This is a genomic window from Trinickia acidisoli, assembly GCF_017315725.1.
GTDB classification, from domain to species: domain Bacteria; phylum Pseudomonadota; class Gammaproteobacteria; order Burkholderiales; family Burkholderiaceae; genus Trinickia; species Trinickia acidisoli.
On record NZ_JAFLRG010000001.1, the window covers coordinates 2,632,896 to 2,658,483 of the forward strand.

At 64.8% G+C, this 25,588-nt stretch carries 24 protein-coding genes; 11 read left to right on the top strand and 13 right to left on the bottom strand.

Going from position 1 to position 25,588, the window contains the following annotated elements:
* Positions 1-247 precede the first annotated feature (247 nt).
* Positions 248-2,872 carry an alanine--tRNA ligase gene (gene alaS / locus J3485_RS12005; RefSeq protein ID WP_206952670.1) on the bottom strand — a complete coding sequence of 875 codons (2,625 nt, stop codon included), beginning with the start codon at positions 2,870-2,872 and terminating at the stop codon, positions 248-250.
* A gap of 249 nt (positions 2,873-3,121) precedes the next feature.
* Between alaS and J3485_RS12010 the strand changes: the two genes are divergently transcribed.
* Positions 3,122-4,342: a CaiB/BaiF CoA transferase family protein gene (locus J3485_RS12010; RefSeq protein WP_206952671.1), complete on the top strand. Its 1,221-nt coding sequence runs from the start codon at positions 3,122-3,124 to the stop codon at positions 4,340-4,342.
* A 73-nt stretch (positions 4,343-4,415) separates the two neighbouring features.
* Here J3485_RS12010 and J3485_RS12015 read toward each other — a convergent pair whose 3' ends face one another.
* A complete protein-coding gene (locus tag J3485_RS12015) occupies positions 4,416-4,967 on the bottom strand; it encodes an RBBP9/YdeN family alpha/beta hydrolase (protein WP_206952672.1) in 552 nt (183 codons plus the stop codon).
* A 139-nt stretch (positions 4,968-5,106) separates the two neighbouring features.
* Between J3485_RS12015 and J3485_RS12020 the strand changes: the two genes are divergently transcribed.
* Positions 5,107-5,775, top strand: a complete 669-nt coding sequence (locus J3485_RS12020) for an O-methyltransferase (protein ID WP_206952673.1) — start codon at positions 5,107-5,109, stop codon at positions 5,773-5,775.
* 128 nt (positions 5,776-5,903) lie between these two features.
* Positions 5,904-7,613, top strand: a complete 1,710-nt coding sequence (locus tag J3485_RS12025; protein ID WP_206952674.1) for a glutamine--tRNA ligase/YqeY domain fusion protein — start codon at positions 5,904-5,906, stop codon at positions 7,611-7,613.
* Positions 7,614-7,625: 12 nt separating this feature from the next.
* Here J3485_RS12025 and J3485_RS12030 read toward each other — a convergent pair whose 3' ends face one another.
* The 7 genes from J3485_RS12030 to J3485_RS12060 all read right to left on the bottom strand — a co-directional run bounded on the left by J3485_RS12030 (position 7,626) and on the right by J3485_RS12060 (position 14,233).
* On the bottom strand, positions 7,626-8,075 hold the full coding sequence (locus J3485_RS12030; RefSeq protein WP_206952675.1) for an NUDIX hydrolase: 450 nt from the start codon (positions 8,073-8,075) through the stop codon (positions 7,626-7,628).
* Between the two features lie 202 nt (positions 8,076-8,277).
* Positions 8,278-11,493 carry an ATP-binding protein gene (locus tag J3485_RS12035; protein WP_206952676.1) on the bottom strand — a complete coding sequence of 1,072 codons (3,216 nt, stop codon included), beginning with the start codon at positions 11,491-11,493 and terminating at the stop codon, positions 8,278-8,280.
* 53 nt (positions 11,494-11,546) lie between these two features.
* Positions 11,547-12,203 carry a response regulator gene (locus tag J3485_RS12040; protein WP_206952677.1) on the bottom strand — a complete coding sequence of 219 codons (657 nt, stop codon included), beginning with the start codon at positions 12,201-12,203 and terminating at the stop codon, positions 11,547-11,549.
* 239 nt (positions 12,204-12,442) lie between these two features.
* Positions 12,443-13,225 (bottom strand): hypothetical protein, encoded by a 783-nt coding sequence (locus tag J3485_RS12045; protein ID WP_206952678.1) that lies wholly within the window; start codon positions 13,223-13,225, stop codon positions 12,443-12,445.
* 10 nt (positions 13,226-13,235) lie between these two features.
* Positions 13,236-13,412, bottom strand: coding sequence for a hypothetical protein (locus J3485_RS12050; protein ID WP_206952679.1), 177 nt, complete (start codon positions 13,410-13,412; stop codon positions 13,236-13,238).
* A gap of 248 nt (positions 13,413-13,660) precedes the next feature.
* Complete coding sequence (locus J3485_RS12055) at positions 13,661-13,861, bottom strand: hypothetical protein (protein WP_206952680.1); 201 nt, start codon at positions 13,859-13,861, stop codon at positions 13,661-13,663.
* A gap of 60 nt (positions 13,862-13,921) precedes the next feature.
* On the bottom strand, positions 13,922-14,233 hold the full coding sequence (locus J3485_RS12060; RefSeq protein ID WP_206952681.1) for a type III secretion system major pilin HrpA: 312 nt from the start codon (positions 14,231-14,233) through the stop codon (positions 13,922-13,924).
* Positions 14,234-14,494: 261 nt separating this feature from the next.
* Here J3485_RS12060 and J3485_RS12065 point away from each other — a divergent pair, with 261 nt between their 5' ends.
* The 8 genes from J3485_RS12065 (at position 14,495) to J3485_RS12100 (ending at position 20,591) form a co-directional block, all read left to right on the top strand.
* Positions 14,495-15,052, top strand: coding sequence for an RNA polymerase sigma factor (locus tag J3485_RS12065; RefSeq protein WP_206952682.1), 558 nt, complete (start codon positions 14,495-14,497; stop codon positions 15,050-15,052).
* 75 nt (positions 15,053-15,127) lie between these two features.
* The gene (locus J3485_RS12070; protein ID WP_206952683.1) at positions 15,128-15,334 is read left to right on the top strand and encodes a hypothetical protein; all 207 of its coding nucleotides are present in this window, start codon (positions 15,128-15,130) and stop codon (positions 15,332-15,334) included.
* A 5-nt stretch (positions 15,335-15,339) separates the two neighbouring features.
* The gene (locus J3485_RS12075; RefSeq protein WP_206952684.1) at positions 15,340-16,893 is read left to right on the top strand and encodes a secretin N-terminal domain-containing protein; all 1,554 of its coding nucleotides are present in this window, start codon (positions 15,340-15,342) and stop codon (positions 16,891-16,893) included.
* 21 nt (positions 16,894-16,914) lie between these two features.
* Complete coding sequence (locus tag J3485_RS12080) at positions 16,915-17,661, top strand: FHA domain-containing protein (RefSeq protein ID WP_206952685.1); 747 nt, start codon at positions 16,915-16,917, stop codon at positions 17,659-17,661.
* 55 nt (positions 17,662-17,716) lie between these two features.
* Positions 17,717-18,370, top strand: a complete 654-nt coding sequence (gene sctR, locus J3485_RS12085; protein WP_206952686.1) for a type III secretion system export apparatus subunit SctR — start codon at positions 17,717-17,719, stop codon at positions 18,368-18,370.
* Between the two features lie 4 nt (positions 18,371-18,374).
* Positions 18,375-18,638: an EscS/YscS/HrcS family type III secretion system export apparatus protein gene (locus J3485_RS12090; RefSeq protein WP_206952687.1), complete on the top strand. Its 264-nt coding sequence runs from the start codon at positions 18,375-18,377 to the stop codon at positions 18,636-18,638.
* A gap of 11 nt (positions 18,639-18,649) precedes the next feature.
* Positions 18,650-19,504 (top strand): type III secretion system export apparatus subunit SctT, encoded by an 855-nt coding sequence (gene sctT, locus J3485_RS12095; RefSeq protein ID WP_206952688.1) that lies wholly within the window; start codon positions 18,650-18,652, stop codon positions 19,502-19,504.
* Positions 19,494-20,591, top strand: coding sequence for an EscU/YscU/HrcU family type III secretion system export apparatus switch protein (locus J3485_RS12100; protein WP_206952689.1), 1,098 nt, complete (start codon positions 19,494-19,496; stop codon positions 20,589-20,591). Before sctT ends, J3485_RS12100 begins: the two co-directional genes overlap by 11 nt.
* A gap of 27 nt (positions 20,592-20,618) precedes the next feature.
* Here the strand turns inward: J3485_RS12100 and J3485_RS12105 are convergent, their stop codons facing one another.
* The 4 genes from J3485_RS12105 to J3485_RS12120 form a co-directional block, all read right to left on the bottom strand.
* Positions 20,619-22,826 (bottom strand): flagellar biosynthesis protein FlhA, encoded by a 2,208-nt coding sequence (locus J3485_RS12105; RefSeq protein WP_206952690.1) that lies wholly within the window; start codon positions 22,824-22,826, stop codon positions 20,619-20,621.
* A 124-nt stretch (positions 22,827-22,950) separates the two neighbouring features.
* Entirely contained in the window at positions 22,951-24,843 is a 1,893-nt protein-coding gene (gene tssM, locus J3485_RS12110) for a type VI secretion system membrane subunit TssM (protein WP_206952691.1), read from the bottom strand.
* Positions 24,844-24,852: 9 nt separating this feature from the next.
* Positions 24,853-25,059, bottom strand: coding sequence for a hypothetical protein (locus J3485_RS12115; RefSeq protein ID WP_206952692.1), 207 nt, complete (start codon positions 25,057-25,059; stop codon positions 24,853-24,855).
* Positions 25,060-25,091: 32 nt separating this feature from the next.
* Positions 25,092-25,586 (bottom strand): type VI secretion system protein TssA, encoded by a 495-nt coding sequence (locus J3485_RS12120; protein WP_206952693.1) that lies wholly within the window; start codon positions 25,584-25,586, stop codon positions 25,092-25,094.
* Positions 25,587-25,588 lie beyond the last annotated feature (2 nt).

The window sequence follows — 25,588 nt, forward strand, 5'->3', positions numbered from 1 at the left end:
TTATGGACGCGATTATCGAGGCACGCTGATGACGACTTGATGACTGGCACATAGGACGGCGGCGCCATGCACGTTAGCGCCCATGCAAAGCGTCGCACCGGCACGCTGGACGTGAAAAAGGCCGCCCGCAGTCTCGCTGCGCGCGGCCTTCTAGTTCTTTCGACAAGGGTATGGGGCGGTGAACGAACGGTGCGAACGGCAAGCGCGTGCTTTTGATGCGCTCGGCGCGCGCTTCACCTCGCTCCGATCAAAGCTGCGCCTGCACCCACCCCGTCACGCCCGCGAGCGCGGCGGGCAGTTTTTCGGGCTCGGTGCCGCCGGCCTGGGCCATGTCGGGCCGGCCGCCGCCCTTGCCGCCCACTTGCTGCGCGACGAAGTTGACGAGCTCGCCCGCTTTGACCTTCTTGCTCGCATCGGCCGTAACGCCGGCGATGAGGCTGACCTTGCCGCCATCGACAGCCGCCAGAACGATCGCCGCGTGCTTGAGCTTGTCCTTGAGCTTGTCCACGGTCTCGCGCAGCGTCTTGACGTCGGCGCCTTCGAGCGTCGCGGCGAGCACTTGCACGCCCGCCACGTCGACGGCCTGCGCCGCGAGCTCATCGCCTTGGCTCGACGCGAGCTTCGACTTGAGCGCCGCCAATTCCTTCTCGAGCGACTTGACCTGATCCTGCACCTGCGCGACGCGCTGCGTGAGTTCCGACGGCTGCGCCTTCAGCGCGGCCGCCACGGCATTGACGCGGCTCTCGAGCCCTTGCACGTAGCGCACGGCGTTATCGCCCGTGATCGCCTCGACACGGCGAATGCCCGCGGCCACACCCGTTTCGCCGACGATCTTGAACAGGCCGATGTCGCCCGTGCGGTGCACGTGGGTCCCGCCGCACAACTCGCGCGAAAAACCGAGATCGAGCACGCGCACTTCGTCGCCGTATTTCTCGCCGAACAGCGCCATCGCGCCGCCCTTCACGGCCTCGTCGTACGGCAGCACGCGCACGACACCCGGCGCATTGGCGAGCACCTCGGCGTTGACGATGTCCTCTACGCGGCGCACTTGCTCGTCCGTCATCGGCGCGTTGTGCGCGAAGTCGAAGCGCGTCTTTTCGTCGTCGACGAGCGAGCCCTTCTGCTGCACGTGGCCGCCGAGCACTTCGCGCAGCGCCTTGTGCATCAAGTGCGTCGCGGAGTGGTTACGCGCCGTGCGGGCGCGGCGAATTGCATCGATTTCCGCCTTGACGACGTCGCCCACCTTCAACGTGCCTTGCTCGAGCGAGCCGTGATGGCCGATGACGTCGGCCTGCACCTTCAGCGTATCGGCCACGGCAAAGCGCACGCTCGCGTTCGCGAGCACACCCGTATCGCCGACTTGACCGCCCGACTCCGCATAGAACGGCGTGTGATCGAGCACGACGACGGCGTGCTGGCCGTGTTTCACTTCATCGACAGCCGTGCCCTCGACATAAAGCGCGATGACCTTCGCATCGTCGAAGATCGACTCTTCGTAACCGTGAAATGTCGTTTTCGCGCCCGAGTATTCGAGCCCCTGGGCCGCCTTGAACTTACCCGCCGCGCGCGCTTGCTCGCGCTGACGCGTCATCGCCTCGTCGAACGCCGGCTCGTCGACGGTCATGTCGCGCTCGCGGCAAACGTCGGCCGTAAGGTCGAGCGGGAAACCGTAGGTGTCGTGCAGCTTGAACGCGAGATCGCCCGATAGCGTCTTGCCGCCCTTGGCATCGAGCGCGGCCAGCGCCTCGTCGAGGATCGACATGCCGTGCTCGATCGTTTCGAAGAAACGCTCCTCTTCCTGACGCAGCACGTCGGTCACGCGCGCCTGCGCATCGGTGAGCTCGGGATAGGCCGAGCCCATTTGCGCGACGAGGTCGGCCACGAGCTGATGGAAGAACGAATGCTTGCAACCGAGCTTGTAGCCGTGGCGAATCGCGCGACGCACGATCCGGCGCAGCACGTAGCCGCGCCCTTCGTTGCCGGGAATGACGCCGTCGACGATGAGGAACGAGCACGCGCGGATGTGATCGGCGATCACCTTCAGCGAGTTGTTCGTAAGATCGGCCACGCCCGTTTCGCGCGACGCCGCTTGGATGAGCGCCTGGAACAGGTCGATCTCGTAGTTGCTGTGCACGTGCTGCAGCACCGCCGCGATACGCTCCAAACCCATGCCCGTGTCGACGCAGGGCTTGGGCAACGGCGTCATGTTGCCTTGGGCATCGCGATTGAACTGCATGAACACGAGATTCCAGATCTCGATGTAGCGATCGCCGTCTTCCTCCGGCGAGCCCGGGGGCCCGCCCCAAACGTCGGGGCCGTGGTCGTAGAAGATTTCGGAGCAAGGACCGCAGGGGCCCGTATCGGCCATCTGCCAGAAGTTGTCGGACGCGTAGCGCGCGCCTTTGTTGTCGCCGATGCGGATGATGCGCTCGGTCGGCACGCCGATTTCCTTGGCCCAGAGGTCGTAGGCTTCGTCGTCTTCCTGATAGACGGTCACCCAGAGCTTTTCCTTCGGCAGCTTGTAGACGCTCGTCAGCAACTCCCACGCGTAATGAATCGCGTCGCGCTTGAAGTAATCGCCGAACGAGAAATTGCCGAGCATCTCGAAAAACGTATGGTGCCGCGCCGTGTAGCCGACGTTTTCGAGGTCGTTGTGCTTGCCGCCGGCGCGCACGCTGCGCTGGGCCGTCGTGGCGCGCGAGTACGGACGCGACTCCGCGCCGAGGAACACGTCTTTGAACTGCACCATTCCCGAATTGGTGAAGAGCAGCGTCGGGTCGTTGCCGGGCACGAGGCTCGACGAGCGGACGATCGTATGGCCCTTCGATTCGAAGAACTTGAGGAATTTCTCGCGGATTTCGGCGGCTTTCATAGAAAACTGAGGGGGACGGTCTCGACTGGAAACCGGCCGCGCCTGACCGCACATGGCGCCGGGCCGTTTTCCCCTAAACGGCTCATTATACGGAATTGTCGCGCGATCGCCGCTGCCGGCCCCGTTTCTGCCGTCTGCATATGGGCTATGCCGTACGGCCAGCTTGGGAGGCCCGCCGAAAAGCGCTTAACATGCTTGCGACGCCCGCCGCCCGGCCGGCGCCGATCAAATCGAGGAGACACTGATCGAATGGGAGCGCTCAGCCATATCCGCGTGCTCGACTTGACCCGCGTGCTCGCGGGCCCGTGGTGCGCGCAAACGCTCGCCGATCTCGGCGCCGACGTCATCAAGGTCGAGCGCCCCGGCGCCGGCGACGACACGCGCCACTGGGGGCCCCCGTACCTGAAGATGCCCGACGGCGCCGACACGCGCGAGGCAGCCTATTACCTGTGCGCGAACCGCAATAAGCGCTCGGTCACGGTCGACATCGCCACGCCCGAAGGCCAAGAGATCGTGCGCGAGTTCGCGCGCACGAGCGACGTCGTGCTCGAGAACTACAAGGTCGGACAGCTCGCGAAGTACGGGCTCGACTATGAATCGCTCAAAGCGGTCAAGCCCGATCTCGTCTACTGCTCCGTCACGGGCTTCGGCCAAACGGGGCCGCTCGCCGAGCGCGCCGGCTACGACTTCATCGTGCAAGGCATGGGCGGATTCATGAGCATCACGGGCGAGCGCGAGGCGTTGCCTGGCGGCGGCCCGCAAAAGGCCGGCGTCGCGATCGCCGACCTCATGACGGGTATGTACGCAACCGTCGCCGTGCTCGCGGCGCTCGCGCACCGCGACCGCACGGGCGAGGGCCAAGCCATCGACATGGCCCTGCTCGACGTGCAGGTTGCCATGCTGGCCAACGTCGGCTCCAACTATCTGGCAAGCGGCAAAGCGCCGCCACGCTGGGGCAACGCGCATCAGAACATCGTGCCGTATCAGGCGTTCCAGACGAGCGACGGTTGGATCATCGTCGCCGTCGGCAACGACGGGCAATTCCGCAAGTTCGTCGAAATCGGCGGCCGGCCCGCGCTCGCGGACGACGTACGTTTCGCGACGAACCCCGAACGCGTGCGCCACCGCGACGTGCTCGTGCCGATCGTCGCCGAGATGGTCAAGACGCGCGGCAAGCGCGAATGGATCGGGGCGTTGGAAGCGGCCGGCGTGCCGTGCGGGCCGATCAACGATCTGGACGAAGTGTTCGACGATGCGCAGGTGCGCGCGCGCGGCATGCGCGTCGAGGTGCCGCATCCGAGCGGTGCGATGGCTCCGCTCGTGCGCAACCCTATCCGCATGAGCGCGACACCGCCCGAGGTGCGCAGCGCGCCGCCGACGCTCGGCGAGCATACGGACGCCGTGTTGCGCGAGGTGCTCGGCTACGACGAAGCGGCTATCGCCGCGCTGCGCGGCAAGTCGGTGATCTGAGCCGGGGCGGGTGCGCCGGTGTTGTCCGGCACCGCGCCAGGTCTGCTCAAGGCGAGGCGGAGGAGAAAATCGGTCAGGCGGACAACGACGCGAGCAGCCGCCGCCCTTCTTCCCACTCACCGAGCCCGCTGTCCGCATTGATATGGCCGCGCGGGCCGATCTCGATCAGGCGGCTGCCCCACGCGCGCGCGCAGCGCTGCGCGAAATCGAGCGAACCATACGGATCGTCGCTGCTCGCGACGACGATCGACGGAAACGGCAGCGGCGCGAGCGCGACGTCTTCATAACCGCTCGCGTCAAGCGGAAAGGCCGGCCCGCGCGGATCGGGCGGCGCCACGAGCAGCGCGCCGGCGATCTTATCGAGTTGCACGGCATCGGCGCAGCGCAGCGCCCAATACACGGCGGTCAAACAGCCGAGACTATGCGCCGCAAAGCAAAGCGGCCCGCGTGGCGCGGTCGCGACCGTCGCGTCGAGCGTCTCGCACCAGGCCTCCTGCACCGGGCGCTCCCAATCGGGCATCGCCACGCGAACGAACGACGGATCGCGCGCTTCCCATTGCGTTTGCCAATGGCCGAGGCCCGAGTTCCCGTATCCGGGCAGCACATAAGTCTTCGTCTGAGTCATGGGGTGTCGCGTGTGATGGCGTTTGCGCGCTTGCGCAAACGGTTCGAGGGTTCGCGCGTAGTATAAGCGCTCGCCCCTTTTTGATCGCCACACGCGGAACCGGGGTGCGACGCCGGCTCCGCTCCTCGGGAGACTACCCATGGATCAAGCCAAATGGACCGCCGTCGATGAATACCTTTGCGGCACGCTCGTCCCCGCCGATCCCGCGCTCGACTCGGCGCTCGCCGCGAGCGCGCAAGCGGGACTGCCGGCGATCAACGTATCGCCGAATCAAGGCATGCTGCTGCAGTTGATCGCGCGGATTCACGGTGCGCGGCGCATCCTCGAAATCGGCACGCTGGGCGGCTACAGCACGATTTGGCTCGCCCGCGCGCTGCCGGCCGACGGCTCGCTCACGACGCTCGAAGTCAATCCCGATTACGCCGCGCTCGCCGGCAAAAACCTCGAGCGAGCGGGCCTGACCGCACGCGTGACGGTGCGCGTCGGCGACGCGGCCTCGTCACTGACGGCACTCGCCGCCGAGCAAGTCGCGCCGTTCGATCTGATCTTCATCGACGCCAACAAGGACGGCTGCCCCGCCTACCTGACGGGCGCGCTCGCGCTCTCGCGTCCCGGCACGGTGATCATCTGCGACAACGTCGTCCGCGAAGGCCGCGTTGCCCAAGCCGGCAGCCGCGACGCCGACGTGACCGGCGTGCGCCGCTACTTCGAGATGGCGGCTGCCGATCCGCGTCTGACGACGACGGCCATCCAAACGGTCGGCAGCAAAGGATGGGACGGCTTTGCGATCTCGATCGTGTCGGGTTAAATGGGCTGCCGATGCCGCGCAATTGGAGCGCAATTGCCGCGCCAAGCCCGGCAGCGCGTGCTTTAGGTAGAATGGTCGAATCGCCGCGGGCCCGCCCCGTGTACTTTCCGCCGATTTCCGACTTTCGCATGAACAACGAACGCAACGACGCTGCGGCGGCTTCGCCGTCCAATTTCATTCGCAACATCATCGATGAAGACAACCGCACGGGCAAATGGGGCGGCCGCGTGGAAACGCGCTTTCCGCCCGAACCGAACGGCTATCTGCACATCGGCCATGCGAAAAGCATCTGCCTGAACTTCGGCGTCGCGCGCGACTACGGCGGCGTATGCCACCTGCGCTTCGACGACACGAACCCCGAGAAGGAAAGCATGGAGTACGCCGAGTCGATCATCGACGCCGTGCGCTGGCTCGGCTTCGACTGGGAGAAAGACGGCGCCTCGCACCAGTACTTCGCGAGCGACTACTACGGCAAGCTCTATCAATACGCCGAACTGCTGATCGAGCGCGGCAAAGCCTACGTCGACAGCCAAACGGCTGACGAGATGCGCGCGAACCGCGGCTCGCTGACCGAGCCGGGCAAGAACTCGCCCGATCGCGACCGCACGCCCGAGGAGAACCTCGATCTTTTCCGCCGCATGAAGGCGGGCGAGTTCAAAGACGGCGAGCACGTGCTGCGCGCCAAGATCGACATGGGCTCGCCGAACATGACGATGCGCGACCCGGTGCTCTATCGCATCCGCTTCGCACACCACTACCGCACGGGCGATATCTGGTGCGTCTACCCGATGTACGACTACGCGCATTGCATCTCGGATGCGCTCGAAAACATCACGCATTCGCTCTGCACGCTCGAATTCGAGGATCACCGGCCGCTTTACGACTGGGTGCTGAACGAGCTTTCCGACGCCGGCGTCTTCACGCGGCCGCTGCCGCAGCAAATCGAGTTTTCGCGGCTCAATCTCACCTACGCAATCACGAGCAAGCGCAAACTGCTGCAGCTCGTGACGGAAGGCCACGTCGACGGCTGGGACGATCCGCGCATGCCCACGATCGTCGGCGTGCGCCGGCGTGGCTTCACGGCCGAAGGGGTCAAGTTGTTCTGCGATCGCGTCGGCGTGACGAAGGTCGATTCCTGGATCGACATGAGCGTGTTCGAGGGCGCCCTGCGCGACGATCTCGACGCCAAGGCGCCGCGCACGGTGGCGGTGCTCGATCCGCTCAAGCTCGTCATCGACAACTTCCCGGCCGACCTGTCCGAGCCCTGCTCGGCACCCGTCCATCCGCACCACCCCGAGCGTGGCCAGCGCAATTTCCCGATCACGCGCGAGCTGTGGATCGAGCGCGACGATTTCACGGAAACGCCGCCCAAGGGTTACTTCCGGCTCTTCCCCGGCAACAAGGTGCGCCTGCGCTACGGCTATGTGATCGAATGCACGGGCGCGGAGAAGGACGCGCACGGCAATATCGTTGCCGTCCATTGCAACTACTTCCCCGACAGCAAATCGGGCACGGACGGCGCGAACAACTACAAGGTGAAGGGCAACATCCATTGGGTGAGCGCGGCGCACGCCGTGCCGGCCGAAGTGCGCCTCTACGACCGCTTGTTCAAGGAACCCCAGCCCGACGCCGGTGGCCGCAACTTTCTCGAAGCGCTCAATCCCGATTCGAAGCGCATCGTGCAGGCATATGCGGAGCCCGGCACGGAAGCGCTCCAGCCCGAGGATCGCTGCCAGTTCGAGCGACACGGCTATTTCGTCGCCGATCGCTACGATTCGAAGCCGGGCAAGCCCGTGTTCAATCGCATCGTCGGTTTGCGCGATAGCTGGGGCAAGTAAGCGCGCGGCGCCCTATAACGTTCGGTGCAATTCGGTCAGCGAAAGCGTCGTCGCAAATAAGCGCGCGAGGCTGCCGCTTGCATACCGGCCGACGGCATCGGGCGCCGCCCATCGAAAGGCATCCATTTCGGGAATCGGCGTGCCGTCCCTGCGACTGGGAAACAGGGACGTGCAGACGCAGCGTGCCAGATCGACCTCCCCGTCTTCCACACGCGCCGCAAACAAATGCAGGTCTTTGTCACGGCGATAGGCAAAGCGGCCAAGCTCCTTGAGCCGCGGCGGTGCCAGCGTGATACCCGTTTCCTCGCGAAGCTCGCGCAACGCGGCGTCGATGGGCATCTCGCCCGGATCGGGCTGGCCTTTCGGAATGTCCCAATGCGTAGTCTCGGTTGCATGGGCGAGGAGGACGCGACCGCCAGCATCGAGCAGGATCACGCCGCATGAAATCGTCCGCTCGCTCATCGGCGCCACCCACGTTTGGGCTGCTCCGGCTGACCACCCGCCCTTACCTTCGGTTGCATGCTTTCTCCGATCGCAACGCCATGCCCGGATGATAACGATAAGCGCAGCGCTGTGAACCGCGCGATCGGCAGCGAGGCGCCGCGCGCGATCTTTCCTTGATGCCGTTACGCGCGTGACGACCGGAGACGGTCGCATCCGGCAATCAAACATCTTCGTGGGTCGTCGTGCGCTCGATCGCCGATTTCAATGCAAGCACCGATGCCTGCGGCCATCCTTCTTCTTCGAGATCCTGTTGGAGCCGCATCGCCGTCGCCGCTAGTTCCCGAAGCTGAAACCAGGCGGCCGTGCCCGCAATCGAGTGTGCAACGTCGCGCACCTGATTGCGGTCGTTGTCCGCGGACGCCGCGAGCAGCGCATTCATATCCGCCGCGAGCGCTTCCTCCAATTGTCGTCGCAGCGCGCTATGTCCGTCGACTTCGACGATGCCGCCGCTCGGCGCGGCAAGCAGGCGGTATCGCGCGAGCAGCGTTCGTAGCTGTTCGAGCGACAGCGGCTTCACACACACCTCGTCGGCCCCCGCCTGGATGCACGCCTCGCGCTGCGCCGGCGTGGCATCCGCCGTCAAGGCAATCAGTACCGTGTGGCGCCCGGTGCCGCGCTCGCGCTCGCGAATGCTCGCGATCAGCGCGGCGCCGCCGAGCAAAGGCATCGCGCAATCGGTGATGATCATCGCGTAGTTGCCTTGCGCGTACGCGCTTAGCGCTTGTGCGCCGTCCTCGGTCAAGTCGCAGTCGGCGACGTTCAGGCTCGCGAGTTGCCGGCGCAGCACCTCGCGATTGATGGCCTGATCCTCCGCGAGCAGGATGCGCGGCGCCGATCGCGCGGACGCATCGAATACGTCGGACGCGTCGGACGCGCCCTCGCGCATCTCGCGAACCATGCGAGCATCCGGTCCGCCGGGGGGCAAACCGCGATCGACCAATAGGTTCAGCGTCAGCGAAATCGTCGTACCGCGACCGAGCTCGCTCTCGAGCGCGATCGAGCCTCCCATTTGTTCGATCAATCGTTTGCAGATGGCAAGCCCCAGGCCCGTTCCGCCATAACGGCTCGCGAGCATGCCGCGAGCTTGCGCGAACGGAGAGAACAAGCGCGCCTGATCGTCGAGCGAGATTCCGATGCCGGTATCGGCAATTTGCACGGACAGCGTTTGGTATTCGGACGTGTCGCTCACCACACCGACGGCGATCGACACGGCGCCTCGATCGGTAAACTTCACCGCGTTGCCGAGCAAGTTGAGCAGCACTTGGCCGAGCCGCTGCACGTCGCCGACGTGACGCTGCGCGACAGCGGGCGAAATATCGACGTGCAAACGCAGCCCCTTGCGCTCGATGTCCGGCGCAACCAAGCCGGCAGACCGGTGCACGATTTCAGCGAGGCTCATCGGCGCCGATTCGAGCGACAGCTCGCCATTTTCGCTCTTCGCGAAATCGAGGATATCGTTGAGGATTCCGAGCGACAGCTCGGCGGCCTTGCCGGCCATCTCGACCAGATGCCGATCGTCGACCGACAGCCCGTCATGGTCGAGCAACTGCAAAATGCCGACGATACCGCTCATCGGCGTACGAATTTCGTGGCTGACGGTCGCGATGAACGAGTCGCGAAGCTGCGCCGCCGCCTCGGCATCGACCTTGGCCGCGATCAGCGCGGCATGCGCTTGCTTGGCTTCGGTGACGTCGTGCAGATAGCCGTTCCATTCGATGCTGCCGTCCTCGCGCGCCTGCGGCGCGGCCTCGACGTGAAACCACGCCTGATCGCGGTTCGGCCGTTGGAGCATGAACTCGTCCCTCACGCTGTCCAATCCGCGCGCGGACCGCAGGAACATCTTCGTCAAACGGCGCCGCTGCAGCGGCTCGAGCGCACGCGCGAACGCGCCGAAGACATCAAGCGCGGCGGCCCCGTGCGATTGCAGCAGTTCATCGGCGCGACGATTCGCGAAGACGAGCTCGAACCGCGGGCGCCCCGCGCGCGCGAAGCGCAATTGAAACACGACCGACGGCAACGCCTGCGTCAATTCGGCGAGGCGCCGTTTGTGCTCGAGCTCGCGCCGCTCCATGCGTCGCAGATCGGACACATCGACGAATGCACAGAGGGCCGCCGCCCGATCGTCGTTTTCGTTGCCACACGGACGCACCCAATAGACGGCTTCGTGCATCGCTTCATCGGGCCCACGGTAGCGAATCTCGCCTTGTGCCGGACGGCCCGTCTCGATCACGGCCAGCGCCACGTCGCCGAGCACGTCGGTATCGATCCCCGCCGCTAAGTATGGCGCTGGCGGCGCTTTACCGACGACATCTTCGGCTCGTACACCCGTGGCTTGCTCGTAGGCCGGATTGACCGCTAGATACCGGCCATGCGCGTCTTTGACGCATATCGGGATCGGCACGGTGTTCATCAGCAACGTCTTGAAGCGCGTCTCGAAAACGAGCTCGCGCTCGGTCCGGCGCCGCTGACGCACCTCCTTTCGCAAACGCAATAGATTGAGCGACAACAACACCAGGAAAACGAGTGTCAGCGCACCGACGGGCGTCAGCACGAGCCAGAGCGTGCGACGCGCCACACCGAACGTGAAGCGCGTGGACAGCCAGCTATTTTGGATGTGTTCGCGTTCGACTTCGGGGATGGCCTGCAGCACACGATCGATCAGCGGCAGCAGCGGAGCAAATTGCGGCGCGACGCCAAACGACAGGTCCTGAATACGATCGGCCGGCGCAGCCACGCGCAGCGTGCCCGCGTAGCGCTCGCGCACGATCCGATCAATGACGCCGAGATCGCCGATATACGCAAACGCATGCCCCTGCGCGACCGCTTTGAGCCCATCCTCCGCCGAGCCGACCGTCGCCGTATGGATGCCCGACAAGCCGGAGAGCCCCGCGCGCGCGGTCTGCAAGTCGCCGACGACCGCCACCTCGGCACCTTCGAGATCTTCCAAACCACCGATGAACGGCGCAGTCTCGCGCGTGACGATGACGAGCGGATAACGAACATACGGTGTCGATAGGCCGAACGCAGGCACCAGCCCGTCGAACTTCGAGGCAGCGACGACGACGTCGATACGGCCATCGTTGGCGAGCCGGATCGTTTCGGCCCAAGAGTGTGTCGGCACGACGCGAAAGCGAATATGCAGCGTATCGCGTAGGAAATCGAGATAATCCGCCGAGATGCCGTCGATTTTGCCCTGCGCGTCGACGAACGCCATCGGCGCCCACTTCGGATCAACGCCAACTCGCAACGGCGGCAGCGATTCGAGATAAGTGCGATCGGCTTGAGACAACGGTAGCCGCAGGTCCCAGGCCGTGCGCGGCGGCTCGCCGCTGCCGTCCCGGCGCGAACAGGCAACGAGCGCCATCGCGGCAAGCATACATCCCGCGCAAAGATACGCTAGGCGAGCGGCGCGAAACCGCCGACGCGCCTTCACGGCGAACCGAGATCGTGGGCTCGACAGTACTCGAACAATTCTTTGTTGGTCGAAAGCCCGAGCTTGTGCTGCGCCCGCCTCTTGTGCGCGCTGACGGTTTTTACGCTGCGATTGAGCCGCTGCGCGATTTGACTTGCAGTCAGTCCATCGGCGGCAAACAGGCGAACGACTTCCAACTCGGCGGTCGTCAGCGCAGCTTCCTTGCCGACCCGCGCGCCCACGAGACTCGCGTGCGCCAGCAGCGCTTCTACCCCAGGGCTCACGTAGGTGCGCCCCTGCCCGGCCGCGACGACCGCGCAATGCAACTCGTTGACGCCGCCAGCCTTCTCGACGATGGCGGCCACGCCCTTCTCGATCAGCTTGTTCAAAATCGCCGCGTTTCGCATAGCGGTAACGACGACGATCGGCACCCCGGGGCGGATGCGCCCTAGCCGATCGATCAACGCAATGCCATCGCGCGTGCGCGTACCTGGCATCGACAGGTCCGTTACGATCACATCGCAAGCCTGCGCTTGTACGACCGCAATCAACTCGTCGGAATTGGCGGCTTCGGCGACAACCTGTGCGACATGGCCTGCCTCGATGGCCAGCCGAATGCCATAGCGGACCAGCGCATGGTCTTCCGCCAATACGATCTGCAAAAGTTTGTTCACGACGTTTTATGCCTCTATCAACGACCGCGATCCCAACGCGGATGCCGTTTCACCCGGCCGGAGGGAGTGCAGCAATCGCGGCCTTCGGCGCCTTATACTTCGCGGCCAAACGAGCGGTCCCGCTCCTGGCACTGATCGAAAGATCGTCGTTGCGGCCGGCCAATTGCCGAATTGTAGGGACGTGACGCCGATAGGCGGTCAGAAAATTCTCGAATAGTGGAACATAGGGGCGATTGTGCTTATTTCCGGCGTATTTCCCGCTTGCGTTTCGACGCTCGCCAACGCACACGGCGCAGCAACCGGTCGGCAAAATAGCCGAACGCCATCGAGCCACAGGCCAGGGCAACCAATCGCGACGCTGAGCGATCAATAGCTCGGTCCGCGGCGACAGCGGGCGCGTTGGCGATCGGCTGCTCAGGGACGAGCAGAACGGCGACGCGGTGGTCGTCCGCGCCCGCTAAACCCGGCGTGCCGTTCTTGACGAGGCTTGCAATGCCTGGCACGAGCGACGATAGATCGACGTCGGCGCGATGCTTGACGAGCACCGCCGCGGACGCCGAAGCGAGCGGTGCGCCAGGTGCCGGGCGCTCGGACGGGACGATGCGCACACGCGCGGCGATCACGCCGTCGATGTCCATGAGCGTCTCTTCCAGCCCGCGTTCGATAGCATGGACGCGCCTTGCTCGTTCCTCGGCCGGGCTCGGCGCGACCCCGCGCTTTCCCAACTTCTCGTCGATGCTCGGGCGATCAGGTCGCAACAAGCCGGCTTCGCGCAGGGCCCGCATCGCCCGAAAAAAATCGGCATGTGCCACGGAGAGCATCACACCCGATTTTTCGGCTTTACGCTCGACCTCGATCCCATGCGTGCCCAGAACCGCGGCGATCTCGCTAGCCTTGCGGACGTCCGGCGCCAACTCTAGTTCGACCTTCCGTTCACACCCCGATAAACCGAGCACTGCCACGACCAATGGCAGGTAACTCAACGCCACGCGCAGCGATGCGGCCCACACGGCAGCAATCATGTCGGGGCGTTCATGTCGCCGCCGTCAACTGCTTGAGCGCCCCCGCAGTCATGCCGACAAGCTTGGCGCCCCACATAACGCTCATGTTGTACGACGCCATGGCGCGCGCCTGTCGATGCATCGTCATCGCCAGCGTTCGCACGTCCATCCTCGACGCCCATGCGCCGGCCAGATCATCGGACAACATCTGCGCCTCGACGCGATGACGCCCAATGTCATCCAAATGCCGCGCCAGGGCCCCAAGTGCCGAACTGCGGGAGGACGCCGCGACGTCGCGAACCGCCACCGCCGGCAACGCTCGCTTAACGTCAACGTCCGCCATCGCCGCTGCAAACGATCCATCGCCGATGGACGAAACCGCGTAACGCGGCGCCATATGCGACGCTTCAAGCGACGCTTCAATGCCGTCGCCACCCGCCTCCGTGCGCCCAACGATCATGGTCGGAGTTGCTGCCCGATGCTGCGCAGCGCATTGATGAGTTCCGTCTTCGCGTGTCCTTGCACATAGGTGAGTGCATGTTCGGCATCCACGTTCCGCTTCTCGATCGCAAACGCGGTGCCGGCGTGTGCCGCCGACTGCGCCATACGCGCGTGATCCGCCGCTCGCGCGGCGAAGCGTTCCAAAACCTCGTTCATGTTCTCTGCCCCTTGCCGACGGGCATAGCACAGCCACGCCCATCGACTTCCCTCGAAACGTTAAAAGTGAATACCGTGTGCTGCTTTAATGCTGGCGTTCTGCACTTTCGCCCCGGAATCCAGGTGGCCGCTCGCGATGCTGTTCGCCGTGTCCGCCATCATCTTTTGAATGTTCGCCTCCGCTTGCATCTCCATTGCCTTCAACTGCATCGCTTCCTGCCGCTTCAGGACGTTCTCCATCTGATTCAAGCCCTCGCTGCGCGGCGAGCCTGCTGCGCCCGACGAATCGGACAGCGCCGAAACGACCGAGGAAGCAAGCGTTGCGAGCGCACCTACCGCATGCATTGCGGGGACTACGGCTGCTATGGTCATGACTAGGACTCCCTTTCCGCTGAATTCGCGCTACCGCTCTCCCGTGGATCAATCCCTCGAACGACGGAATTAGGGGCTTAGTAACGGCGGCCTCTATGCGGTTCCGCGGCGCGACGAAATCGGACGCATTCGCTCGGCACAGCGCGGCTCGCACGCGGGCCTCGCGTTACATCGTCTGATTTTCAGCCTCGCCATGAGTGATCGATCGCCGCCGCCGCGATCATCCGGCTGTTGCCACTGCCATGAGTATTCGATCCGAAGATGATGCCGACGCGCTCGAACACGGCAAGCTCGCTCGCCGCCGCGGATCGGTCCGTCGAATTCGACGACTGGTACCGCGCCCACGGCCGTGCGATCTACCGATTCATCGCCCGTCGGGTACGCAGTGCCGAGGATGCGGAGGACATTCTGCAATCGACCTACCTGGGCGCTTGGGAGAATCGCGCGGCGTATCGCGGCACCGCACAACCCAAGACGTGGCTGACGGCCATTGCGCTGAACATCGTGCGCAATCACATCGGCCGCACGTCCGACTACCGCTTCGTGATCGAGCCCATTGAAGATCACGCCGGTGAACTCGTCGATACGCGCGCGCCCGAACGCTGTCTGTCGGTCAAGCAAACCCTCGTGCGATTTCTCGAGTTCGCGCAGTCCTTGTCTGCCGAGCAGCAGCGGCTACTGGAGCTGCTGTTCGTCGACAACGTCAGCTATATCGAGGCCGCAACCGCACTTGGCATTCCTGTCGGTACCGTTCGGTCTCGCTTATCGCGTTTGCGCGCGAAGCTGGAGAAGCACTTCGAGCGAACAGGAGGGCCGTGACGCCCGCTTTGCCGATCCGTCGCGGCGCCGGCGAAGCGCGTTCGCCCCATTCATCGAATCAACCGTTGTCGCCTCATGACTCCACAATTTTACGAAACGCAACTGCTCAACGCACTCCGCCATACCGAACAGGTGCGGCAAAGCATGTCACCGTCCAATCCCGCCCAGTGGCAAGACTATGTCGAATCGCTGCGTGGCGTGTCGCTGGCGAACTGGGGCGCAACGATGGATCTCCAGATGAGATTCGCGTTGCTGCGTACGGTCATCAACGAAATTCGATGATCTGCATGTTGCAACACGCATACGTGCGCCGCATGTACTCATGCCGCACGTACTCGCTCCGCTTGTTGCAGGCCTTGTTGCAGGCCTTGTTGCTGGCCTTGCTTTGCTCGCTAGGCTGCATCGGCAGCGCGCGCGCCAACGCGAACGCGAACGCAGAGCTCGATGCGCCCTATGCGTTCCAAGCATCGGAGCAAGCCGTGCTCGACGTCCTTCGTCGATTCGCGACCGATCACGGCCTGGCGCTTCGCGTCGAGACAGGGCACCGGTGGCAAACGGCCAAGCTCGATGGATGGACGCGTGCGCCCACGGGCCGTGCGTTTCTCGAACAGCTTGCGCATGCCTATCATTTCTCGTGGTTCATCGCCGACCGCACCCTGTACCTCAACGACTCACTCGATTCGTCGGTTGAGCGGATCGCACTAAACGGCATCCCGGCTGACAGTGCGCGCACCGCACTTGCGGCGGTTGGAATTTACGATCCTCGCTTCGGCTGGGGAGAACTCGCCGGTCAAGACGCCGTGCTCGTCAACGGTCCGCGCGCATATCGGGCGCTCGTACGCCGCTACCTCGCGAGTCACGCGGCACCGGATGACCGGCGGCCCTCGGCGGAACCGATGATCTTTCCACTGCGTTTCGCTCAGGCAGCAGACACATCACCGCCAACCGGAGCGCCCGCCGTTCGTCCCGGCATCGCCACGTTGCTGCGGCAATTGCTCGCGCGCGAAATCCCGGCCACACAGCCGTCGTTCATCTTACCGGCGCCCTCCGATCCGCCTCCTCCGCTGCCCGGTACGACGTTTCCGCTAGCGCAGCGGATCGGCGGTCCCGCACCCGCCACCATGCCCGCGCTTGCAGTACCCCGTTTGGGAGCCGCCAGCGCGATCGGCTCACCTGACGTCGCGCCGGTCGGCATCGTCGCCGACGCCGCGACGAACTCCATCATCGTGTGGGCCGATCGCGGTTGGCGCAGCGCCATCCAGCAGTTGGTCAATACGCTCGATCGTCCGTCTTCGCTCGTCTCGATGGACATCCTCGTCATCGAATCAGATTTATCCACGGTCGCGACGCTCAGCGCTGCTAGCGAAAGCGTCTATGGCACCGCCCCGGCGTCTTCCCCCCCGTTCGAACACCTCGTCACCGAAGCCATTGCCGATCACCGAGCTCGCCTGCTCAATCGTCAAACGCTCGTCGGGCGCATGAATAGGCGTACGACGCTCTCGATCGGAGGCGAGGTGTCTCACGCCGACGCGACGCTCGAACAGCAGGGCGACGTGCAAGTCAGCGGCCGCAGCGGCCAGCGCGGCGATCGTCTCGATCTAACCGCCCGCATCGTACCGTCTGAAAAAGCCGGCACAACTGCCATCGCCGTCGATATCGACTTGCTGATGGCGCAACCGACCGGCTTGCCGGGGCAAACCTGGGCGAATTCGAGCAGCATCCAATTGGATACCGCCGTCACGCTCGAAAGCGGCGCGCCACCGCGCTTGATCGCCAGCTACCCCATCGCCACGACGCGTAGCCAGCAACGTGCTATTTTCATCAGCGCCAAAGCGCTATAGGACGAATCGACCGACGCCGACATGCTCGAACTTCGCATCCTTACCGGCCTGAATCGCGGAGCGGCACTTCCGCTCGAAGGCGAGACGATCCGCTTCGGCAGCGGCGCCGAGAACGACATCGTTCTGCTCGATCCTGGCATGCCGCAGCACGCGGGCGTCCTCGAGCGATCGGGAGACAGTGCCTGGCGGTATCGCACGTGCGCATCGTCGGAGTCGTGCGGCGATGCCATCGTGAGCGCGACGTTGGCGGAAGGCAAGGCAATCGTCTCTGGTTCCCGATGGTTCGCCGGCCCCGTGTTGATCGGCTGTGACGACGAAAGTACGCCCTGGCACGCCAAACCCGTGCCACCGGAGGCGCGGTCGCCCCACAAGCGCGCCATCGCATTGAGAACGAAGCGGACCGCGGCCGCCATTGCAGGGATCGCTGCCTGCACGATCGTCGCCTTGCTCTTCACGTCAAGCGGTGCAACGCCAGGCAGAAACGTCGCCGCCAGCGAATCTCGCTCCGCAATCGGGCCCGTCGAGGCCATGACGCCGAAGCCCGAGCCATCCGTACGTACCGTGAAGGGAACCGTCTATCCGAGCGGCCCAATCGCGCGGCCTCCCTTCTCGATTCGCAGCGCGAGCGCCGGCCCATACGCCTTCGTGGTAACCGATGACGGCCGCGTCCTTACCCCTGGCAGTCGTTGGCAGGCATTCACGCTCGAGCGGATCGAACCGGGCCGTGCCACCTTTGCGGGCCCGCACACCGCGGAGTTGACATGGTGATGGATAAAAGCGGGGTAATCGCCACGCCGCGCGCCGGCACCCCGTCGCCGCTGCCATGATCCTCGACCAGCATCCGTTCGCGCTGCTTGCGCTGCTCGCCTTGCTTTCGTTGCTGCCGCTCGCGGCGATCACCACCACCTCCTACCTCAAGCTATCGATCGTCCTCGTACTGGTTCGCAACGCGCTCGGCGTACAACAAGCGCCCACGACGCTTGCTCTCAATGCGATTGCACTCGTCGCGACGCTGTTCATTATGTCGCCGACGCTTTCCGCCTGCATGGACCGAGCGCGCACGGTTACGTTCGCGCCGGCATCGGGTGCGTCGCAAATCGAAGCGGCCCTCGAGGTCGTCGAACCCCTTAAGCAATTCGTGCTTCGCAACGGAAAACCGGACGAACGCGAGCGGTTCCTCGAATTGGCACGAACGAGCTGGCCCGAGACTGCACGCGCGTCCGCCCATGCCGACGACTGGAGCATCGCCGTCCCCGCGTTCGTCGTATCGGAACTGCAGGCCGCATTCGAAATCGGCTTGCTGCTGTTCGTGCCGTTCGTCGCCGTCGACCTCCTCGTGTCCAACGTGCTGCTCGCCATGGGGATGCAAATGGTTCCGCCGATGATCGTCGCACTGCCGATCAAGCTCTTGCTATTCGTGGTCGCCGACGGTTGGGGCAAGCTGCTGCACGCGCTGGTCCTCTCCTATCACGGATGACGTCATGCCTGAATCCCTCGTCCTGTTTCAGCAAGCGCTTCTGTTCGCATTCAAAGTTTCGGTCGCTCTCGCACTTGCCGCCTCGTGCGCCGGCATCGCGATCTCGCTCGCCCTATCGGTCTTTCAAATTCAAGATCAAACACTGCCGTTCGCGGTCAAGCTCGTCGTCGTCGGCCTCGCCGTCGTGATCACGGGTCGCGCCGTCGGCCTCGAACTCGTGAGGATGGTCGATCAAGTATTCGAGTTGGCAAGCGTTCCGCTCGCTTGACGGGTCGCTCGATGGCTGGCCCGATTCATTTCGCTATGCCGTTCGCGGCCGCACTTGCGCTCTGCGCGCTTCGATGGCTTCCGACGATCATGCTCGTGCCCGCGTTTGCCGGACACGCGCTCAGCGGTCTTGCCCGCACCGCCGTCGCACTGGCGTTCGCGTTGCCGGTCGCCCCAAGTGTCGCCGCCGCGCTCGCTCGTGCGCCGCTACCGCTCGCGCACTGGGCCGGCTTGGCCACGAAGGAGGCGGCACTCGGTATCGTGCTCGCCAGCCTCATCGCCGCGCCGTTTTGGGCGATACAGGCGGCCGGCACCTATCTCGACTACCAACGCGGCGGCAACCCGCAAGCACTCGATCCCGCGGCGTCGGTGGACGCATCTGTCCTCGGCGCCATGCTGCAGCAAGCACTCGTCGTCTATCTCATTCATACGGGTGGGCTGCATGCCCTGTTCGACGTCATTGGGTCGAGCTACGCGTTATGGCCGGCGCTCGACGCGCTGCCACCACTCGGCCTTCAAGCGTGGGAACCGATAGGCGCGCTGGTCGTGTCGACGATGCGGTTCGCGCTGTCGCTCGCATTTCCGTACCTGCTTGCCCTCGGTGCGATCGAGTCGTGCTTCGCGGTGCTCTCGCGCGTCAACTCGAAGTTTCCCGCCTATGTCGCGGCGCTGCCATTCAAGAGCGTGATGCTACTGTTGATCATCGCCATCTCGATGCCTCGTCTGCTCGACGCAGCGGGGGACATCGTCGCTCGACACGCCGTCGACGTCCGACGGCTCATGCAAGAAATCGCAACCGCGGCGCAGCGCGTAGCAACCGAAGCGCAAGCAGCGTCCAAGCAATCATCGATCGCCGATGAGCGATAAGCCGCTGCCGCCGACCGACAAGCGTCTGCGCGATGCGCGTGCCGAAGGCCAAGTCGCGCGAAGCGAAATCCTCGCAGGGCTCGCGGCGCTTGCGGCGGCAACGGAAGTCGCCTTTGCTTGCGTCGATGCCGGCATCGAGCGCGGGCTCGCTCTGCATAATGCGGCACTTGCGCAATTGGAATCGCCCGACCGCATCGCAGCTTGCGTGCGTCTGATCGGGCAGAGCATTCGCCTGATCGCCGTCGCATCGGGTCTCGTAGCCGCGGCAGCCATTCTCGGCACCCTCGTCGCCTCGTGGGCGTGCGGCGGCGTGTCGTTCGCGCCGAAAGCGATCAGGCCGTCTCTCAAGCAGCTAAACGCCGTCCAACATATCAAGGGACTCTTCAGCGCAAAGCATCTCGCGGGTATCGCGCTCGCGCTGGCGACGGCCGGCATCGTGGGGGCCACCGCCTTTTGGCAGCTATGCGATCGGCTTCCGGTCATCGGCGCCATGATCGAGTGGCAATCGCTCGCGTTCGATCGGCATGCGGGTATCGCCAGCCTGCATGCGTTCGTTCGGATCGTGCTGATCGCGTTGCTGGTGCCGGCGCTTTTGTCCGCGATCATCGCGAAGCAGCAGCATCGGCGCGCGCTATGCATGTCGCACCGCGATCTCAAGGACGAGTCGAAGCAAACGAGCGGCGATCCCCATGTGCGGGCCCGCCAGCGTGCGTTGTTCACCGAAACCATCGTAGCGCCGCGCACGCGCAACACGCCCGGCAAACGCGTCGTCATCACCAACCCGGAGCACTTCGCCGTCCTGCTTCATTACACGAGCGACGCATCCGAGCCGCCGATCGTCGTCGAGAAAGCCATCGACGACGATGCATTGCACCTGACGAACGGCGCCCTCCTAGCACGCGTGCTCGTCTTCCGCTTTCGACGACTCGCGCGCCATCTCTATCACCACGGCGAGCGCCAAGCCGCCATTCCGCCCGATTGCTATCGCGCCGTCGCGATCGTTTTTCGAATCGTCGAAGAAATCGAAACGCTCGACGAACACCCCAGCGTGCCGATCGAAATCGACGATCTCGCATTCGATTCCTAAAATTCGATTCCTAAAAGCACACCATGCCTAAGGACACTCGTCTTGCCGCGCGACATCCGCCTTCGCATCGAGCCGTGCCATATCGCCCGTCCGAGCGTCGAGCGCGATGCTGCCCTGCACCCGTACCCGTTGCGTCGACGGCAGCTCGGCATACGACAACACGTGCGTCTCGAACAGATCGTCGGCCAGCAGTTGCCGTAACGGCCGCCGCAATGCGTGCGTGGTGAGCACGACAGGCACGACCGCGCCGGCCGCACGCATTGCGTTCAGCGCCCGAATGCGCCGCACGATCTCTTGCGCGACATCGTGGCCGGTCGCGAGTATGGCGCCAAGCGGCGTCTGCTGCAACGCTGCGCTCAGTTGCGTTTCCAGCGCGCGCTCGATGAGCCACACATGCAGCACGGCGTCAGCCGAGAATTCCTGACAGATCTGCGCGCCGAGTGCGACGCGCACGTGGTCGGCCAGCGTCGCCGCCTCTTTCTCGCGCGGCGCCCAGAGCACGAGCGTCTCGGCGATCTCGCGTACATTGCGCAAGGAAACCCGTTCGCTGACGAGCAACTTCATGACCTCGGCGAAGCGGGGTAGCGTCAGCGCTTGGGAGAGCTCCTTCGCGGTGGCCGGCATTTCCCGTTGCAGCCAATTGAAGACGAGTTGGGCTTCGTGTATGCCGACGAATCGCCGCGCGTGCCGATGCAACAATCGCCGCAGCAGCAGCGCGAAATAGCCGTGCGCGTCGAGCCCCGCCTCATCGTCAGGTCGGGCCAATCGTTGGGGGTCGATCCACACCGCACCTTCGATCAGCGGAAACGATTGCGCCGCTCCGTGTTCGGCCGCAACGGCCTCGATGTCGCTTGCGACCGTGATGCAGACCCGATCCCAATGAAACCGGCCCGAGGCGACTATCACTTCGTGAATGGAGATTTCATACGAATCGAGATCGAGCCGATCGACGCGATCGAGTTCCACGACGGGCACGGTCACCCCATAGCGCAGGACGATCTCGTTGCGCACGCGCCGGACCGTGCGGGTCAGCGCTGCGACCTGATCGGCCCGCTCGGTCGCTCCGTCGCTCGCCTCGCGCGACGAAAGAGACACGACAATTGCCCGCATCGGCACGATCTGACGCACGTCCGCATCGTCCGGCACCACGTCGAGCGTGGGTGTTTGTGCCATCGCTTGAGATCGCGCTTGCGCACGCGCCTGCTCGCGTAACCCCGATACCGCGACAGCGAGCATCGAGCCGCCGACCGTCAAAAAGACGAGCCACGGCATGCCGGGCATCGCGGCGAATATCGCCATCAGGCAAGCAGCCATCAACCAAGCCGCCGGGGCGCCGCGCAGTTGCCCCGCAATCTGGGCGCCCACCGTCGAGCCGCGCTCGGCCGCGTCGGCACCGCGCGTAATCAGTATCGCCGCAGCAATAGCGATCAACAGCGCGGGAATTTGCGCGATCAAGGCGTTGCCGATGGTCAGAATCGAATAGCGTTCGAGCGCCTGCTCGAACGACAGCCCACGCTGGGCGACGCCGATCGCGATGCCCGCTGTCAGATTGACGACGACGATGACGAGCCCGGCGATCGCATCGCCTTTGACGAAGCGCATGGCGCCATCCATCGCGCCGTGCATCCGGCTCTCGCGCGCCAACTCCGCCCGCAGATGTTGCGCCATCTCAGGACGCGTGAAGCCCGCGCGCAAATCGGCGTCGATGGCCATCTGCTTGCCGGGAATCGCGTCGAGCGTGAAGCGCGCCGCCACCTCGGCCACGCGTTCCGCCCCTTTCGTGACGACGAGAAACTGCACGATCGCGATGACCGAAAAGACGATCAGGCCCACTACCAGATTGTCGCCGGCGACGAAACGGCCAAACGTGTCGACGATCTCGCCCGCGTCTGCGCGCAGCAGAATCGAACGGCTCGTACCGACCTCGATGCCGAGCCGAAACAACGTCGTCAGCAGCAACACCACCGGGAAGCTCGAAAACGAAACGGCGCTTGGCAGATAGAGCGCAAGCGCAATCAGCAATATGGCAGCGCCGATGTTGACGCCGATCAGCGCATCGATGACGAGCGTGGGCAGCGGCAAGATCATCATCGCCATCACGAGCGCGATCAACACCGCCGCGACGGTATCCGCGCGCGCGCCGGCGCTCATTAGCCAGCGCGCGAGGCGACCGTTCACCGCGTTGCGCAACCACAGAAACGGCGACGATGCCATCGCCGACGAAATATCGATCATAGAGCGGGCAGAGAACGAAGGAATGGTTTGAGTAACGTAATCCTCGACGGCGGTTCCGCAGACGAGCGACTCACCCGCATCGAACGTCAAACGTCGAACGTCGACATACTCAGGCCGACGGAGGCTAGATGCCTGAAGGGCAGCGAAACGCGCGCACCGCTGGCAGCGCGAACGGATTGGTCACGCTCGATGCCAAGAGATCGAGCGTCACGCCACGGCCGTCGAGCGCAAAGGTCAACTCGAAGCGATCGGCTGCTCGCGCGTCGAGTTGGCCTCGGTCGAGCAAGCGGAACAGCGACCACGCTCCGTGTGTCTCGACGCCATGACGACCGTCCGTACGCACCGGCGCGTAGTCGATGCTGGCGACCTGCGGTCCGGTGCGATCGGGCCAGTCGAACGTCGCCGCCTGCGGCGGACCGTGCGTGTAATCCAATGACTGCCCACCGTACGACAAGGCGAAGCGCGTCAACCCGGCGTCCATATCGCGCGGCATCACCGTGAAGCGCACCTCCATCGTCTTGCCTTGCCCCGGAAAAAACGCCTCTCGAATACGTGCCGCACGCTCGAACTCGTGCAGCGCGGCGTTCGACATACCTGGCGGCGCGAGCTGTACTCGCCAAGTCCAGGGAACGGTCGCGGTGTCGACATAGGGCTGCAGATACGTCCGGAAAAACGTGTCGAGAAGCCCGCCGGATGCGAACAACCGAGTGAAGTCGTCGGGCGTGACGTCCGCGTCGCCGCTCGAAACGAACGGGTATCGGCCGTCGGTCGCGGTGCGGCAGAACGGACCGATATCGGCACGCCAACGCTCATCGATACGCGTGCGCTGTGCCGATTTCGCCGTGGCGGTTCCGTCGCGTGCGAGCGCATCGAGCATATCGCCGAGCGGCGCAGGCGCCGCGGCCGGGCTTTGTTCGAGGCCTTCTAGCGCGTCGCCGGGCGGTGCCGGCAATCCGCTCGCGCGGGCAATGCCGGCCGCTCGCAGATAGACGGCCACCTCCCTCAATTGCGCTTGGACTCGGTCCAGCGCGCCCGCGCCGCTTGCGACGCTTGCACTCGCGCCGCTCACGAGACGGTGCAGCGCATCGAAATGGCGATCGACGAGCGCGGCCGTCTTCCGGCTGTATTCGCCCGGTGTGGGGGTCAACGTCTTTGGCGTGCGAAACCATGCTCGTACCTTGCGCCCAACGGCGTCCCAAGCGCCCGACGCCGCGCGCGCCGCGACCGGCGCGCGCGCGGTATGCTCGAGCGTCGTCTCCTTCGCGGCGCGCACGAGAAACAGGCGCAGCGGCGATTCGGGCCCCGCGAGCAGCGCCACGAATGCGACATCGTCGCCAGCGCGCGGCAGTGGCAGCGGCCGCAGGGCGATATCGCCGATCATCGCATCCCATGCTTGAACATATGCCGTGAAATAAAGATGGTCCACGTCATCCGCCAGCGTCCGCGAGTATGCCGGCCCGGCATGCGCCCCATCGAGCACCCAGGCATCGCGGCCCTCCTGCGCCAACGCCGCATCTCGCAGCACGAGGTAACGGTTGATGGCCGCCAGCGTGTAGGGGCCCGGGACACCGTCGCTGAGCCGCGCTCCGCTCTTTCGACTGAAAACCAGCGGCGCTCCGGGACCGGCCATGTCGGCAAGCGATAACGGCTCCGGCATCGCAGCGCTCAGGCGCGGCAGTATGGCGTCGAACACGCGCTGCGCTTCGGGTTGCGCGCGAAGCTGCTCCCGTGCAGCCGCGACGAGTTCCGCATCGAGCGCCACGTGTGGCGCCAAAGCGTCCGGGGCAGCCCACGCAGCGGCATGGGCCAGCCACGCCGCACGCTCACGCTCGGAGAGATTCATGCGCGAGGCATCGTCGTCGACCCATGCCAGGACGGTCATTCGATCGTAGCGAGTTTTCTCGCCGAGCATCGAATAGGCACGCAGCGCCCTGTATTGCGCCGACGACGTTCCGCTTGCTGCGCGCAATGCTTCGATCATGCGGGCGACGACATAGAGTTGCAGCGTCTCTCGCAAGATCGTTCTCTAGGCGGATCGGCATGCGGCCTCCAAATGCATCTCGCGCACGAGCCCCAGGCCGACGAGCCAAGATCCGTTAGGGTCTTGCCAGGCCTTTCCGCACGGCAGGCCATGCGCGGCATCGAGCAACGTCAGCATCGCGCGCGGCGCTTGCAGGTCGACGCCGTTTTGGGCCGCCCGCGCGAGCGCGAGCGCCGACGGCCCGGTGGCCACGACCGACGCACTACCACGCCAGTACGCCGTGATCAGCCCGGCAGCGGCGCAGGTCGCGAGTATCGCGCACGACGCGGCGAAGCCACGAGGGGTGCCAATCCGAGTTCGCGCACGAAGCCGGCCTTGTCATCGAGCGAGAGCAGCGTGTTGATGCGCGCGGTCGGGTCGCCGCCGTCGTCGGCATCCAATTGCGGATGAAGGTCGGCCCAGTACTGCGCGAGCAGACCTTCGATCAATGCGAAGCCGTCTGCGATGGCGGCCGCGCCATGTAGCGCCACGAGCGCTCGCGTCAGCCAGACCGCGAGCCGCAAGTCGCGGCTTTGCCCGAGCAGTTCGAGCGTTGCGGCCTTCACGCGCTTCCAATCAGGCTCGACGGCCTCGATGCGCATGCTGCCGTACTGAACCTCGGGGCACCCCTCGAGCGCCCGCGCGGCCTCGAGGTAAAGCGGCGAATACTCGAGATCCGGGCCGCACGGCGATTCGGCACCGATCGGTTGCAGCAGCGTCGAGACGTCGAGAAAGGTCATGT